Annotated in this window: 10 protein-coding genes; 3 read left to right on the top strand and 7 right to left on the bottom strand. The window is 56.3% G+C overall.

Translation table 11 applies throughout. The features are described 5' to 3' along the window. Window positions 1-212: 212 nt before the first annotated feature. The 7 genes from BUE38_RS00855 to BUE38_RS00825 form a co-directional block, all read right to left on the bottom strand. A complete protein-coding gene (locus tag BUE38_RS00855) occupies window positions 213-1,145 on the bottom strand; it encodes a tetratricopeptide repeat protein (protein WP_073433143.1) in 933 nt (310 codons plus the stop codon). After that, a complete protein-coding gene (locus BUE38_RS00850; RefSeq protein ID WP_143166158.1) occupies window positions 1,145-1,654 on the bottom strand; it encodes a hypothetical protein in 510 nt (169 codons plus the stop codon). The genes BUE38_RS00855 and BUE38_RS00850 overlap by 1 nt, the downstream gene beginning before the upstream one ends. Window positions 1,655-1,819: 165 nt before the next feature. Continuing rightward, complete coding sequence (locus BUE38_RS00845) at window positions 1,820-2,743, bottom strand: tetratricopeptide repeat protein (protein WP_073433141.1); 924 nt, start codon at window positions 2,741-2,743, stop codon at window positions 1,820-1,822. Between the two features lie 2 nt (window positions 2,744-2,745). Beyond that, window positions 2,746-6,207, bottom strand: a complete 3,462-nt coding sequence (locus BUE38_RS00840) for a T6SS effector BTH_I2691 family protein (protein ID WP_073433140.1) — start codon at window positions 6,205-6,207, stop codon at window positions 2,746-2,748. Continuing rightward, entirely contained in the window at window positions 6,191-7,087 is an 897-nt protein-coding gene (locus tag BUE38_RS00835; RefSeq protein WP_073433139.1) for a DUF4123 domain-containing protein, read from the bottom strand. The genes BUE38_RS00840 and BUE38_RS00835 overlap by 17 nt, the downstream gene beginning before the upstream one ends. A 1-nt stretch (window position 7,088) precedes the next feature. Then, the gene (locus BUE38_RS00830) at window positions 7,089-9,743 is read right to left on the bottom strand and encodes a type VI secretion system Vgr family protein (RefSeq protein ID WP_073433138.1); all 2,655 of its coding nucleotides are present in this window, start codon (window positions 9,741-9,743) and stop codon (window positions 7,089-7,091) included. Window positions 9,744-10,077: 334 nt separating this feature from the next. Further along, window positions 10,078-10,758 (bottom strand): GntR family transcriptional regulator, encoded by a 681-nt coding sequence (locus BUE38_RS00825; protein ID WP_073433137.1) that lies wholly within the window; start codon window positions 10,756-10,758, stop codon window positions 10,078-10,080. 325 nt (window positions 10,759-11,083) lie between these two features. Between BUE38_RS00825 and BUE38_RS00820 the strand changes: the two genes are divergently transcribed. The 3 genes from BUE38_RS00820 to BUE38_RS00810 all read left to right on the top strand — a co-directional run bounded on the left by BUE38_RS00820 (window position 11,084) and on the right by BUE38_RS00810 (window position 14,646). Next, the gene (locus BUE38_RS00820) at window positions 11,084-12,727 is read left to right on the top strand and encodes an ABC transporter substrate-binding protein (RefSeq protein ID WP_084541641.1); all 1,644 of its coding nucleotides are present in this window, start codon (window positions 11,084-11,086) and stop codon (window positions 12,725-12,727) included. A 105-nt stretch (window positions 12,728-12,832) separates the two neighbouring features. Continuing rightward, entirely contained in the window at window positions 12,833-13,813 is a 981-nt protein-coding gene (locus BUE38_RS00815; protein WP_073433136.1) for an ABC transporter permease, read from the top strand. Beyond that, complete coding sequence (locus tag BUE38_RS00810; RefSeq protein WP_073433135.1) at window positions 13,810-14,646, top strand: ABC transporter permease; 837 nt, start codon at window positions 13,810-13,812, stop codon at window positions 14,644-14,646. Before BUE38_RS00815 ends, BUE38_RS00810 begins: the two co-directional genes overlap by 4 nt. Window position 14,647: the final 1 nt, after the last annotated feature.

Here is a 14,647-nt window from a genome sequence, read left to right as displayed (position 1 = left end):
TTATCATAAAAGATTTCCACCCACATTGTGGAGAAAATACCTCATTAGAGAAGCACAAAACAATAGCGATACATTTTCCGAATCGCCTGGACGGCCATATCAACCCATGACGCTCCATCTGACGCAGGGTCTTGAACAACCTCGCCCAGCCCATCACCGCTAAGCAACGACACATCCCAGTGATGATGGATACTAGCTCAAGGCTGTCTACTTTACCTATACTGATAGCCTTCCGAATTGGGCATGGAGATATTGTGCTCTCGCTGCCACTCACCTGATAACCGAATAGCTTCCTGAATCTGTTCTGGAGTCATCTGTTCGGACAAACGTTCCTTATCGGGGATTCCGGCGGTGCCTCGAAGATCGTAATACTTATAAGCCTGAACTAGACTTATAGTCGTACCAATACCTTCTTCGTAACACTTTGCCAAAGTACCAAACCCAAAAGTGGCACTGCCATACGGCATATTTTCGGCTCGTTTCATCCACTCAAAGGCAGCATTATAATTGACTGGAACGCCATACCCTTCATAATAAATTTTTGCCAAGGCAACCCCAGATTCTTTATCACCTAGTTCTGCCGCTTTTTCATACCACTCTTTAGACAACCTATAATCCGTTTCAAGATAGTCGTTTTCTCCTCTCCCGAAGTAATCCTCTGCTAACGCAACCTGTGACTTTACATATCCCATTTCCGCTGACGATATAAGATATTCCAATGCTACGCTGCGGCTTTCACCAACCCCATTTCCCGAACCATACACTTCATAAAGGGAGTACCCGGCATCAATAACCCCCATCCGCCAAGCCTCTTCCAACAGCTCTCTCCCTTTTTCAAGATCACGCTTTATTCCATACTCAGGATAGTCGTTATAATATAGAACCCCCATCAGGTAGGTTGCATAAGGGTCATTATCTCTCAAATCATCGACAACCGAATCTATCGGAGAATCACCATAAACATCTCCATATAAAGAAGCATAGGGGTCAGGATTATAAACTCTACCATCCACTTCCATACCAACAAACTCTACCGCACCACTTTCTTTTGCAGACGCCTCATCCTCACCCTTACACCCAGAAACCAGGAACATCATGAGGAGCATAAAAACCAGAAGTTTGGGAAACGAAAAAACAACCATCATCAAAACCTCACAACAAATTCATCACTTCTAGTTTTACCAGCACCAGAATTGTCGACAAAAACGACTTCCAAAGAAACTCCTGTTGAAACTCTACTAGCTTCATAAGACTTCTCCAGTGAAATCTTATATCCACCACCAACCGTGAAAACTTCACCCATTTCGCTTTTATCCAACGTCCCGTTCGGCGAAGGCTTTAGGTCTTCTCCTTGGTCATATTTCACATAACCGTAACCAAACAGGTGATCTTCAGCAAAACTGCCTTCAACCCTCAAGTTCAACGTCACTTCCATCTCATCCAAATCCGGCACGGTAACTTCAATCTTGATTTTCTTTCCTTCAACCGCACCGGCCAGTTCTTCCTGGATGGCGATTGCCGGGTAGCCGCTGGCAATACTGGACGTACCCGTTCCAGCACGCATATGCGGGAGAACAGCGATGTCATCTTCGCTCTTGTCGCTCTCGGTTTCCTGCTTGATCGTGGTGTTCCCCCACAACAGATCAACCGTCACGCCTCTGAACACCATATCCAGCGACGGCAGCGGTGCTGGAGGCGAAGATAGTCGCACACAGGCGGGTAATGATTAATGCGCATATTCAGCGCACCTGACTGCCCACCACCGTGGATTACTGACACCTTGACGATGGCAGGCTTTAGCTTCAGAAAACCAGGCCTTCTATCTATACTGATAGCCTTCCGAATTGGGCATGGAGATATTGTGTTCTCGCTGCCACTCGCCTGATAACCGAATAGCTTCCTGAATCTGTTCCGGGGTCATCTGCTCGGACAAACGTTCCTTATCAGGGATTCCCGCAGTCCCCATCAGGTCCCGGTATTTATATGCTTGAACAAGGTCTATGTCAGTACCGATACCTTCTTCATAATACATAGCCAATCCACCGAAGCTGAATGTATAGCCATCGTACGGCATGTTCTCAACACTCGACATCCACTCAAAGGCAAGATTTTCGTCTGCGTCTCCCCCGAGGCCTTTCCTGTACATATATGCCAGAGCAGTTCCTGACTCACCATCACCCTGCGATGCAGCTTTCGTATACCACACCTTCGCCTGCTGATAGTCCGTATCAAGGTAGTCGACTTCGCCTCGTCCAAAGTAATCTTTTGCTAGTGCTACCTGTGATTCTATGTAGCCCATCTCTGCAGACTCATTAAGATAAGCCACTGCTAAATCAATATTTCTCTCGACACCAATCCCTTTCCCATAAATTTGATACAACGAATACCCAGCATCAACGACCCCCATCGCCCAAGCCTTCTCCAACAACTTCCTGCCTTCTACATGATCAACCTCCAGACCATGCCGAGAGCTTCCCTTGAAATAAAGAACGCCAAGAAGATATATAGCATAAGGATCCTCCTTATCCACATCCTCCTCCACCGCGTCTATCGGCAACCCCCCATAAACATCTTCATATATCAAGGCATCTGGGTCAGAGTTATACACCCGACCTTCAGAACTCATCTCAACAAAAACTTCTCCATTACCAGAAGATGAGTCACTACCTTTTCTTTCTTCGCACCCTACAAGAACAAAGAGCAAGGGGATGAAAACCAGAAAAATCGCATACCTTTTATTCATATTCAAAACCTCAAGGTGAAAGTATCTCGCTTTTGATTAACCCCACCTCTTCCATTATTAAAACTCACATCCAAGCTCACAGCCTCATAAACCACAGAGTTTTGGTAATCCTTCTCCAAAGAAATTTTATACAACCCTTCACCTTTTGAAACTTCTCCCATCACACTTTCCGCAACTATCGCAGAGTCTTCTCTCGGCACAAGCTCTCCAGCCAAATCTTTTTTATAAACATATTCAAAAAGCTCAGCGCTCATTTCATCTTCGCCACTTCTAAGCCTAATCATTAATTCCATTTCATCCAAGTCCGGTACGGTGACTTCAATCTTGATCTTCTTTCCTTCAACCGCACCGGCCAGTTCTTCCTGGATGGCAATAGCCGGGTAGCCGCTGGCAATACTGGACGTGCCCGTTCCGGCACGCATATGCGGGAGAACAGCGATGTCGTCCTCGCCACTGTCGCGCTCGGTTTCCTGCTTGATCGTGGTGTTCCCCCACAACAGATCAACCGTCACGCCTCTGAAGACCATATCCAGAGAGCTCATCTCGTGGTTGGCGTCCTCGAAAGGATCAATCTGTCCCCATCCCCTTCCCGAGTTATCGAGCACCCGCCGCAGAAAGCACCGATCCAGCCAGGTACTGCATGCTAGAGGCACCAGGGCCTTGTATGCGCTGGCAAAGTATCCAGCCAGCAGAGCCAATGCTAGCCCGAGCACTACTCCCTGCCAACCAGCTACAAGGCCTGCAACGATACCAATGCCGGAAAACGTGGCTTGTATATAATTCCCGGTTATTTCAACAGGAACGCCTCGCTTTCTGGCGGTTTCTGCAGCAGAAAGCTTGTTGCCGGTATCGTACAGGGAGAAAAAGACACCTGTGTACTTGGCAGCTTTAGCAGAAATGACCCAACGTCGATGACTGGTGAGGCCCCACGGCGTGCCACCGCTACTGACAACCGCCTGGTTTCTCCGCTTGACTATCGCTTCGGTGAGGCCCATAGCGGCTCCCACAAAGGCGACAAACGCGCCAAATATCTTGAGGTTGTCTCTGTTTTCCCCGGTCTTGGTGAACTCCTGGCTGAGAGCAATGACAGCACTGATGGTCACAAGGCTTTTCGCCGTGGCAGCGTGAACCTGCATTGCATCCAACACGTCACCTGCCGTCTTCAGGCTTGACCGGGCAATATCCGCGCTCTTGTTTTGATCATCGTGACTCGCGCCATCAGAAGTGCCGGTATTGATATTCAGGAAGCCCAGTGACATCGAGACCGGTACGACGATCTCCAGAGTGCCATCACCATCAAGCGTGTCGAGTGAGAAGTTTCCTCCCGATCCTTCCGGGTAGTGCATAGCCCCACTGTCCTGGCTTCTGGGGTGACCGCGGCGAACCGTGTCAATCTGCTGGGGAAGACTCTGCAGCCATGCGTAGTAGTCCTTCTTCTTCAAGTGCAGTCGCTCCATGATCGGCAGTTCTGCACTGTCCTCGAACATGTCCGCCTGTCCCATCGTTACCAGCTGTAGATAGCGGACAAGAGACGGCAGCGCTGTCATACCGTGCTCGCGAGCCCCTGCTGACACACCATCTCCTTCCGCGGTGGCCTTCATCACCTCCAGCGCTGTCTCACCCATGGCCAGTGCCGAGAACGACCCGCCCAATATTTCAATCAGTGATGAAACCGCTTCCTGATAACGCTCCTCCAGTGTCTCGGCTGCCACATTTTCCACTCTGGAGCGCAGCGACATGAATTCGCTCCGCCACTCCTTGAGCCTGGCTTCATCGAAATACCCCCAGCCACTCAAGGAATTACAGTCCTGCAGGGCACGGTTGCGCAGGTTGTTCATATTGCCGAAAAGAGCACGACCAATGGGTGATGACTCAGTATCCAGGTCTTTCGCCAACTCCGACCACAAGTACACACTCGCAGAAGAATAGATGCCCCCCGACAACGCGCTGGCAACAAGGCCACTGAGTCCAAGGCCATAATAATAATCCGCGTCTTCCTGGCTATAACGTTTTGCGGCAGTGCTGAGATGCTCCAGAACCCAGAAGCTGTAGTCTTCGTCCAGAGCCGTCACCAACTGCTGGATGATTTCCACTCGGCCGTTGTAGCCACCCCAGTCATCACTCGGGGTACCATTTTGAAAAAGTGACAATCTCGCTTCGTCGTAGTGGTCACTCATCTCTTGTGAAAAATCAGCCAACTTGTTATCGGCCTGTGCCATACGGGACTGTGTATTCCTCTGGAGAGCATTGTTCCGCCATCCAAATATCTCGATATACTGTTCCTTGTCCCTCTGATGTCGAAGCAGCGCATTCTCATCGCCATTGGCACGCGCATCGCTGATTCGAGCCTCTATGCTGGACAGCCCTGCATCATAGGCTGCGTCCTGGTTTTCCAGGTATTCCGTCTCATCTTCCGCAAGAGCCGTGCTATCCAGATAGGTGTTTCTGAAGTTCTCCTTGAAGGCCTCGACGGCATGCATGACCGTCAACTGACGTCGGTTATCGGAGCCATCCTCACCGAGAAACTCCTGCATGAGCTCCAGCGGTTGCTGTCGGTAAGCGTTCAGTTCCTCGATGACGCCCAGCTCGTCCTTGACCACCAGTATCAATCCCCGCCCCTGATACCGATCATCGGCTTTCGACAAGCGGTGATCCATGGCAGTGCTGATATCCTCACGACTGAACAGTCGGCGTTCTGGCTGCGTCGGCCAGAACTCATGCTCCATTCCGGAAGCCCCATCGCTATACTCCGCCACCATGGAGAGATCATCCACTCCAAAGGCGTAGGGAACCTCCTGGTTGTCCAGCCATTGTTTAAGGTCGATTTCCTGCATGACCTGGTCTCGAACCTGCGATGTGTTACGAATTTTGTTCAAGTGCCCCTGAGACCAGGGGTGCTCGGTGAAAGCGAAATAGAGCTTGCCTTCATTCTCAACCGTGGGAAGTGCAACCAGAGAAGCATTCAACGCCTTGTGGCTTTTCTCTTCCTCAGGCGCACCACCACAATCAAACTGTGCCTCCTCCGGTGCAGGGGGAGTACCATTGATGCTGAACTGATAGAACATTCCATCTGGCGTTACGACATAGGCGAACCAGTTGAAAGGCTCGGTGGCAGAGTCATCCAGGATATAGAGATAACCGGGTCTGAGCTGGCGAAGCACATACTTGGTGACACTGCTTCCCGTGGCATCCGAGTAATATTTCCGCACATTCTCGGAGAGTGTCCTGGACTGCTTCTCTCCATCTACCAGAGACTTGTCGAGCGTTACCCCGGTCAACTCCTGGACCCGTGATGGCGGAACCTCGGGGATCGCGCTGTTCAGGTCCGTTCGTTCACAGACGGCCAGCCGAACAGGAAGTATCGGCAATCCCTTTCTCTCGCAGAGAGGGCACTTCGAGCCAGCTCTCCTTGAGTTTCTCTGAGCTCTTACCTGTTCGCGCGCATTCTTATAGGTGTCGGACATGAGTGTTCTCCCTGCATTCCCTGGCAATCCGTTCCCAATCATCATCTTCCAGACACTCTGTCACCATCGAGTAATCTCGCCCAGCACTCATTGACCTGAGAAGCTGCCGAATCCTTGGGTGCTGATGAAACTCGATACCCGTCAGTAGACCATGAACAGCAAAAAGGGAGACATCATCATATTCATGAAGACCATAGCCTTCAGCGGTGACCATCAGTTGATCAATATCCGCCGGTGATGCGATATACCCATTCTCGATGCCCATTGAGTTCCACAACTCGAGGATATGATTGATATCAGCGATCCGTTTGATGGCCTGCCATTGAGCTTCTCTCAGATTCAGGCGACCCAGCCCACGTCGTTCGCCATGGGGTGATAGTTCCCTCAGGCGCTTCTGGTGGTCGAAGTACCACCAGCTGTCGACCGGCCCCAGCAAGCGCGAGAGCTGCCAGGGCTCTAGAATATCTTCCAGACGCTCCAGCACCCGCGGATCATGAAACCGGAATAGACAGGCCTTGCCTTGCGGACTCACCACGGTGAGTTGCTTTTCCATGTAGGCCGCCACCGTGCGAATGTCTTCCCGAGTTGAAATCCAGCCACAGAATGCCACGGGCTGAGTCCTTCTGGGCGGCAAGGCACGATGCTCACGCTTGACCAATGCCAGCAGGTCATCGTCAACCTTCGCTACAGGCTGGAGGTACAAGCGCTTTGCCAGTGGGTCATCAAAAAAGGGATTGCGGATAACACCACAATCTTCCCTCTGCTCCCTGGTCAACACTCGATCAGGTGCGTTACCCGGGTCGATCAAGCAATACAGCGCCGAGCCCTCTCGTCGGCTCAGCGATGTCAGCAATGGCTCTGCAGATACTGCACTCTCCATGTCAGCTCTCCACGATTCCACCACCACTCTGCTCAGCCTCGCCTCGCTTGAAGGCACAGAGCTTGTCCTCGAACTCCGGCAACTCCACCGGCGGTGCGTCCAGGCTGGTCGGCCCGGCAAACTGGTGCTGGGCGCCCTTGAGGTCGACCTTGCCGGGGCCGTGAATCTCGATATCGCCGCCCTTGATGCGCACGTAGCCGCCGCCGCTGGCCAGCAGGATGCCGTCCGCGGCGCTAAGGTGAACCTTGCCTTCGGTGGCGGTGATCTTGAGATCCTTCTCGGCGGTCAATTCCATGTTGTCGCTCTGGGCCTGAACCTCGACCTTGCCCTGGGCGGCAAACAGCTTGATGCCGGCCCGCTGGACAAACATCGACAGCTTCTCGGACAGGGTGGCGATCAGGCTCTTGCCGGTGGCAAGGTTGATGTCCTCGCCGCTGGTCACACTTAACGACTTGCCCTGGGCCAGATGGGTGGATTCCGGCGTGCTCATGGCGATACCCGCCGGTGAGGTGGCGTGCAACCAGGGGGCATCCAGCCGCGCGGCCTCGCCACGGCCGCCTTGAGCCGCCCCTTGGGCAGTGTTGAAGTCGACCTGGCCGCTGCTCTCCGCGATCCCGTAGCGCCCTTTGGCATCCTCGCTGGCCTGCTTGATGTCGCGGCGGGTTTCCAGCGGTTCGGCGTTGTGACCGGTGGCGCTTTCGCTGAGGCTATCCGCCAGCTGCGAGGCGCTCTGGAGCTGTTGCTGGGCCTGGGTCATGTCGAGCTGCTCGCCGTTGGCGCCGATCTGGCCCCAGCTACTCAGCAGCAGGCCCTGGTTGGCACGCACGGCTCCATAGGCATCGGTGCGCAACTCGAAGCCGGTGCCACGGAAGGCACCCCGGGTATTGCCCTGCTGATGAATCAGGTAACCGAGGTTGAGCTGACTCTTGCTGTGTTCGGAGTTGAGCTTGACCCGTTCCTGATCGGTGGCATCGTCGAACACCAGTTCATTGAACTTGCCGCCTCGGTAGGTGCTGGTCTTGAAGCCCGACAGCAGGCCGTTGCTGTGCCAGTCGGGGGTCTGGTCGCCGTTGTAGACGCGACCGGTGATCAGGGGCCGGTCGGCATCGCCCTCGAGGAAGTCGACGATGACCTCCTGACCGATGCGCGGTACGAAGACACCACCCCAGCGACCGCTGGCATTGGGCTGGGAGACACGCACCCAGCAACTGGAACTGGCGTCGCGCCTGCCCTGGCGGTCCCAGTGGAACTGGATCTTGACTCGATTGAGCGAGTCGGTGTGAATCTCCTCGCCTTCGGGGCCAACGACAGTGGCGGTCTGTGGGCCGCCGATCACCGGGCGCGGATGATCGAGGAAGGAACGATAGGGCTGGCTGAGACGCTGGGACTCGAAGTCCACCAGATAGTGGCCGGTACCGACACGCCGGTAATTGTCCCGATACCCCTCGTCATCCTGCCGGTCGTCATTCAAACCATGGGCCTCGAAGGCCGCATCGATCTGGGGTTGCAGGCTACCGGGGAGGGTCTTCAGATGGGCAGAGACCGGCAGCGCACTCTCGGCATGGATGTTCAGGCCCAGCACCAGGAACTGACGCTCGCTTTCGTCACCCCGGCTGTTGATACCCGAGGCATGGCGGGCGTGCTGGCTGAGTTCAAACCATTGGCCCACCTGCAACTGACGAGCCCCACCTGAACCACGGAACCGCTTGGCCTGTGACTCCAGCGCCTCGAGGCGGTTGAGGGTCAGCCGCTCGCCACGTTCATGACCGTGATAGTAGTACTCACCTGGATAGTCGTAGACTTCCATCTCGGGCAGATTGCCCTGATCACGCACTGTCTCCAGACCGCTGCGCTTCTCGAGGCCAGGCTGTTTGTAATCGAAGGTGGCCAAGCTGACACGGGTGGGCTGCTGCTGACGCACCCCGCTCCACTGGGTGATCGAATCCTCGGTCTCGGTGGCATCCTGGCGATGGAAGCGAATGGTCTGCGGCGCGACCGCCAGGCAGGTCTCGACATCGTCGGTGATCACCAGACGGTGGCCATCGACGCTACCCTGACGGCCCTCGTCATCACCGTCATTTCCGGCGTGCTCGAAGTAATAGAACAAGCCCTCTTGTTCCATCAGCCGGTTGACGAAATTGAAGTCGCTCTCGCGGTACTGCACGCAATAGCTACGCGCCGGGTAATCGCGGCGCAGATCGAAGCGCCAGCGAGCCGTATTTTCCCCCATGGCGATGGCATGCCGGCCGAAGACATCTTCGAGAATCTCGACCACGTTGCGGTCCTGGAAGATGCGGCTGTCGTGGCCCAGCTTGAGCATCGCCAGCCACGGCACCAGCGTGATCTGGTAATAGTAGACGCCGCCATCCTCCCCCAGCAGGGCGGCGGACTCCACCAGCCCGGAGAGTTGACGATAGTTGCCATCGGCCTGGCGAATGGCCAGCTCGGCCGGTTGCGCCATCAGCGTCTTGAGTTCGATATCGCCATTCTGGGAGATGCAATCGAGGGTGTAGGCGAAGGGCCGCGAGATGCGCTCCTTGCCCACCAGTCGATGAGGGATGAGATCCGCGGAGCCGAGCTGCAACCTGAGCAGACGCTCGTGCTGTGACAGCGGGCCGGTTCCGAGGAAATCAAGCAGTGCGTCAGTCTGGTTCATGAGATTGGCCTCACTTCCCTATGAGGTTGAAGGAGCACGCGCCTCGGCCTGATGCGACAACCGGATATGCCCGACGACAGCGGTGCTGGAATCGGGTTTTCGGCATCAAACATGCGGCCGTATCGGAATGGTGCTTTTCTGGATGCTGCTACTATGCCAAACCACAATCCAGGATGATACTTCTTGCCTGGATATTGAGCACCTTCGCACAGTAGTAACGGACAAGTAGTGGCTGACCAGTGTTCACGGCATGGCGGCTACCGACCGCCGGAACAACCTGTCAACGACAACCGGCCCACGCAGCCTGCAGCAAGTCGGCCACTCACCGGTATCGCTAATCGGCATCCATCAAATGCGCCAGCACCGAGTCACGCGCCACCCCGATGTGATGATCCACGGCCGCTCGGCATTGCTGCGGGTCGCCGCTGCGCAGTCCTTCCAGCAGCAACCAGTGCGCTGACGCAATACTGGCGGGGATGTCATGAGTCCTGTCGATCAAGGCAATACACAGCCGCAGCTCAAAGGACAGGTCATCGAAGGCGCGCAGCAGGCGCGTATTGTCAGCCAGCTCAAAGATCAAGCGATGAAAGGCGAGGTCCTCTTCTATCCGGCACCCTTCTCGTTGCCCCTCGGCCACACTACACAGGTGCTCGATGGCGGCGCTCAAGCGCGCATCAATAGCCGCGCTGTAGCGCTGCTGTACTCGTTCGAAGGCATGGCGTTCCAGGCCGATGCGTAGATCGAATACATCGCTCAGCTCTTCCGCATCCAGGCTACGCACAAAGAAGCCTCGCCGTGGACGTGAGATCACCAGTCCACGACTTTCCAACAGTCGTGCAGCCTCGCGCACCGGCGCCCTGCTGATGCCAAGGTCCGTAGCCAGGGCCACCTCCGACAGACGTTCCCCGGGCACGAACCGGGAAGACAGGATTGCCTCGGTCAGATAGTCGGCCACCTGATCGACCAGGTTGCGCTGAACCGGGAATGGCGCGGATATCGGACCGGTTGACTTCATGTCTTTCCACCTTGCGTCTGTGTGATATGCAGCGATGTCGCCACCTTCAGCCTTTCATGACGGCTGACCATGCGCTCATGGCCTTCAGTATGGAAGAAACCTGGCTCGTATAACAGTCGACTGTCGACAGTTTGAAAAGTCACTGCTAACTTCAAGAGACAGTTGGACCCTGACGCATCAGTAGTGGCCGCGGACAGTGGGCCTCACCGCCCGTCCAGGACAACACACAGAAGCGCCGCCTGCTGCACAACAATAATCCGGCGGGTTTCACTCAAGGCGAGCTCAGTACCTCGGGTGATACCGCCACGGCAAGACAAGGTGTTCCATGAATGAACCGCTTCCGCCCTCACGTTCCGAACTTCCATGCGGCAACGAGACAGCGCTGCCGACAGCACCGGGCCTCCGCAAGCTGTTTGGCGGCCTCGGGCTGACAATTCTGACCGCACTACCGATCAGCGCCCTGGCCGAAGAGACGCAGGAGCAACCGCGCCGCGGTGGCGTCATCGATACGATAATCCAGCCCGAGCCACCGGGTCTGGTCCTCGGCATGATCCAGAACGCCCCCACACGGACTGTCGCCGGCAATATCTACGAAGGACTGCTGCGCTACACCACAGACCTGGAGCCGATTCCCCAACTAGCCGAGAGCTGGGACGTCAGTGAAGACGGCAAGGTCTACACCTTTCACCTGCGCGAGAACGTGTTGTGGCATGATGGCGAGCCCTTCACCGCTGCCGATGCCGTGTTCTCTGCCGATGTCTTTCATCGCGAGCTCAACCCCAGTGCCCGCGCCGTGCTCGAGCATGTCGAAAGCATCGAGGCCCCCGATGACCACACCGTGGTATTCACCCTGAAGCAACCATTCGGGCCTTTTCTGCTGTCGTTCGAGGCCGGCACCTTCACCATGGTGCCAAAGCACATCTACGAAGGTACCGACTTCCGCAACAACGATGCCAACAACCATCCCATCGGCACCGGCCCGTTCAAGTTCGATAGCTGGGATCGTGGCACGGTCATCAAGCTGACGCGTAATGAGGACTACTACGAGGAAGACCTGCCTTATCTGGATGGGGTCAACTGGCACATCATCCCGGATGGTGCATCCCGCGCCGTGGCCTACGAGAACGGCACCGTCGACGTGCTGCCCTACGGCACCGTCGAGAACTTCGATGTTCCCCGCCTGAGCGAACTCGACAACACCTGTTCCACCGAACAGGGACACGAGTATTTCAGCCCCTTCGCCATGCTGTGGATGAACAACCGCCATGGACCGATGACCGACAAGCGTTTCCGCCAGGCCGTGATGTACGCCATGGATCGAGAGTTCGCTCGTGATGTGCTGTGGAATGGCATGGGCCAGGTACCACTCGGCGCCTTCGGCTCCAACGCCAGATTCCAGAACGAGGATCTGACACCCTACGACTACGACCCGGATCGCGCTCGCGAGCTGCTCGACGAGATGGGCTACGACGGCACGGAAGTCACCCTGTTGCCGGTGCCCTATGGCGAGACTTGGACACGCTGGGCTGAAGCCGTACAACAGAACCTCAAGGAAGTCGGCATCAATGTGCGCACCGTTGCCACCGATGTCGGCGGCTGGAACCAGCGTCTGGCCGAGCGCGATTACGACCTCGCCTTCACCTACCTGTACCAGTATGGCGATCCCGCCCTGGGTATCTCACGTTCCTATCTGTCGACCAATACCGCAGCAGGTTCGCCGTGGAACAACGTCGAAGGTTACGCCAACCCGAAGGTCGACGAGTTGTTCAATGCCGCAGCGACCGCCCATCCCGACAGCGAACGCGAAGCGCTCTACCACGAGGTTCAGGAAATCCTTCAGGAAGACGTGCCGCTGGGCTGGCTGCTGGAGCTGGGTTTCCCGACCATCTATCGCTGCAATGTGAAGAACCTTGTCAATTCAGCCGTGGGAGTGAACGAAGGCTTCCGCGACGCCTGGATCGACGAGTAATCCTGAGCGACCGGGTCGAAGCCGGACACGCTCCGACCCGGTCACCCGATTTTCCAGCGCCACCGACAGCCTTGCTGTCGTGGCCCATCATTGCCAGGAGTGAGCATGGTCTACGCGCGTCTGATCCTGTTGCGGCTGTTCAAGGCAGCGATCGTGCTGTTGATGATCATCATCTTCAACTTCCTGCTGATCCAGTTGGCCCCCGGAGATCCGGCGGCGATCATGGCAGGCGAGGCCGGCGCCGCCGATGAGGCTTTCATCGCCCAGCTACGCGAGCGGTTCGGGCTCGACCAACCCCTGTACGTGCAACTGTGGAAGTATGTCTCGGGCATTCTGAGCCTCGATTTCGGCTACTCCTACCGCCAGCAGATGCCGGTGCTCGATCTGATTCTCGACCGCCTCCCCGCCACACTGCTGCTTACCGGTACTGCCTTCGTGCTGTCACTGGTGCTCGGCATCGTCGCCGGTTCCATGGCAGCAATGCGGGCTCGCAAGCCATCAGGCTCAGTGATCATGGCACTGGCACTACTGTTCTACGCCACACCGCTGTTCTGGGTTGCGCTGATGGCGGTGGTGCTGTTCTCGGTCTACCTGGATTGGCTGCCCGCCTACGGCATGTTCACCGTGGGCGCCAACCTGCAGGGCCTCGACCTGGTGCTGGATATCGCCCTTCACCTGATTTTGCCGGCAACCACTCTGGGGCTGTTCTTCATGGCGGTCTATACCCGCATGACACGCACCTCGATGCTGGAGGCCGCACAGCAGGACTACGTCAAGACAGCGCGGGCCAAGGGTCTGGCGCCCGGCGTGATTCAGCGACGGCATATCCTGCGCAACGCACTGTTGCCAATCATCACCCTGGCGGGGCTTCAGGCCGGCCAGATGGTCGGCGGCGCGATTCTCACCGAGACCGTGTTCGCGTGGCCGGGTATCGGCCGGCTGATGCATGAAGCCCTGGTACAGCGTGACTACAACCTGCTGCTCGGGGTGTTCTTCTTCTCCGCGGCCATGGTGATCCTGTTCAACATCATCACCGACCTGATCTATCGCATTGCCGATCCACGCATCAAGGAGGCCAGTGCATGAGTTTCTTCGCTCGTTTTGCCCGCAATCGTGGCGCACTGTTTGGACTGATCATCCTGTGGGTGATCATTGGCATGGCGATTCTGGCGCCGATCGTGTTTCCCGAGTCACCCTGGCGAATGGTACAACGCCCGTTCCTGCCCCCCTTCGCCGTGGATGGCATGTGGCTGGGTACCGATACCATGGGGCGCAACGTCGCCGCCGGGCTGATGCATGGTGCCTGGGTGTCACTGCTGATCGGTCTGATCTCGACCTCCGTGGCACTGCTCATCGGTGTGCCTCTGGGGGCCATCGCCGGCTACTACGGCGGCTGGCTGGACGACGCCTTGATGCGTTTCACCGAGTTCTTCCAGACCATCCCCAACTTTGCACTGGCCATCGTGCTGGTTGCCGTCATGCAACCCAGTGTGACCTCGATCGTCCTCGCGATTGCTCTGGTCAGTTGGCCGCCTGTCGCACGCCTGGTACGTGCCGAGTTCATGTCGCTGCGCCATCGCGAATATGTCGAAGCCGCTCGGTTGATCGGCCAGACCAATACCCAGATCATCCTGCGTCAGATCCTGCCCAATACCCTATCGCCGATCATCGTGCTGGCTTCGTTGATGGTGGCCACCGCCATTCTGCTCGAGTCGTCGCTGTCGTTTCTCGGACTTGGCGATCCCAATGCCATGTCCTGGGGCTATATGATCGGCGCGGCACGTACGGTCATCCGCCAGGCCTGGTGGTTATCGTTCATTCCCGGCGTGGCCATTCTGCTGACCGTGCTGGCCTTGAACCTGGTGGGCGAAGGCCTCGATGACGCCCTCAATCCAAAACTTGCCCGTGAGCGGCACTGAA

Source organism: Halomonas cupida (assembly GCF_900142755.1).
GTDB lineage: Bacteria > Pseudomonadota > Gammaproteobacteria > Pseudomonadales > Halomonadaceae > Halomonas > Halomonas cupida.
This window is presented reverse-complemented; position numbering and strand designations above follow the sequence as displayed.

Coding starts and splice junctions, on each gene's coding strand:
- BUE38_RS00855 (WP_073433143.1), bottom strand. CDS start 1,145: ATGATGGTTGTTTTTTCGTTTCCCAAACTTCTGGTTTTTATGCTCCTC.
- BUE38_RS00845 (WP_073433141.1), bottom strand. CDS start 2,743: ATGAATAAAAGGTATGCGATTTTTCTGGTTTTCATCCCCTTGCTCTTT.
- BUE38_RS00840 (WP_073433140.1), bottom strand. CDS start 6,207: ATGTCCGACACCTATAAGAATGCGCGCGAACAGGTAAGAGCTCAGAGA.
- BUE38_RS00835 (WP_073433139.1), bottom strand. CDS start 7,087: ATGGAGAGTGCAGTATCTGCAGAGCCATTGCTGACATCGCTGAGCCGA.
- BUE38_RS00830 (WP_073433138.1), bottom strand. CDS start 9,743: ATGAACCAGACTGACGCACTGCTTGATTTCCTCGGAACCGGCCCGCTG.
- BUE38_RS00825 (WP_073433137.1), bottom strand. CDS start 10,758: ATGAAGTCAACCGGTCCGATATCCGCGCCATTCCCGGTTCAGCGCAAC.
- BUE38_RS00820 (WP_084541641.1), top strand. CDS start 11,084: ATGAATGAACCGCTTCCGCCCTCACGTTCCGAACTTCCATGCGGCAAC.
- BUE38_RS00815 (WP_073433136.1), top strand. CDS start 12,833: ATGGTCTACGCGCGTCTGATCCTGTTGCGGCTGTTCAAGGCAGCGATC.
- BUE38_RS00810 (WP_073433135.1), top strand. CDS start 13,810: ATGAGTTTCTTCGCTCGTTTTGCCCGCAATCGTGGCGCACTGTTTGGA.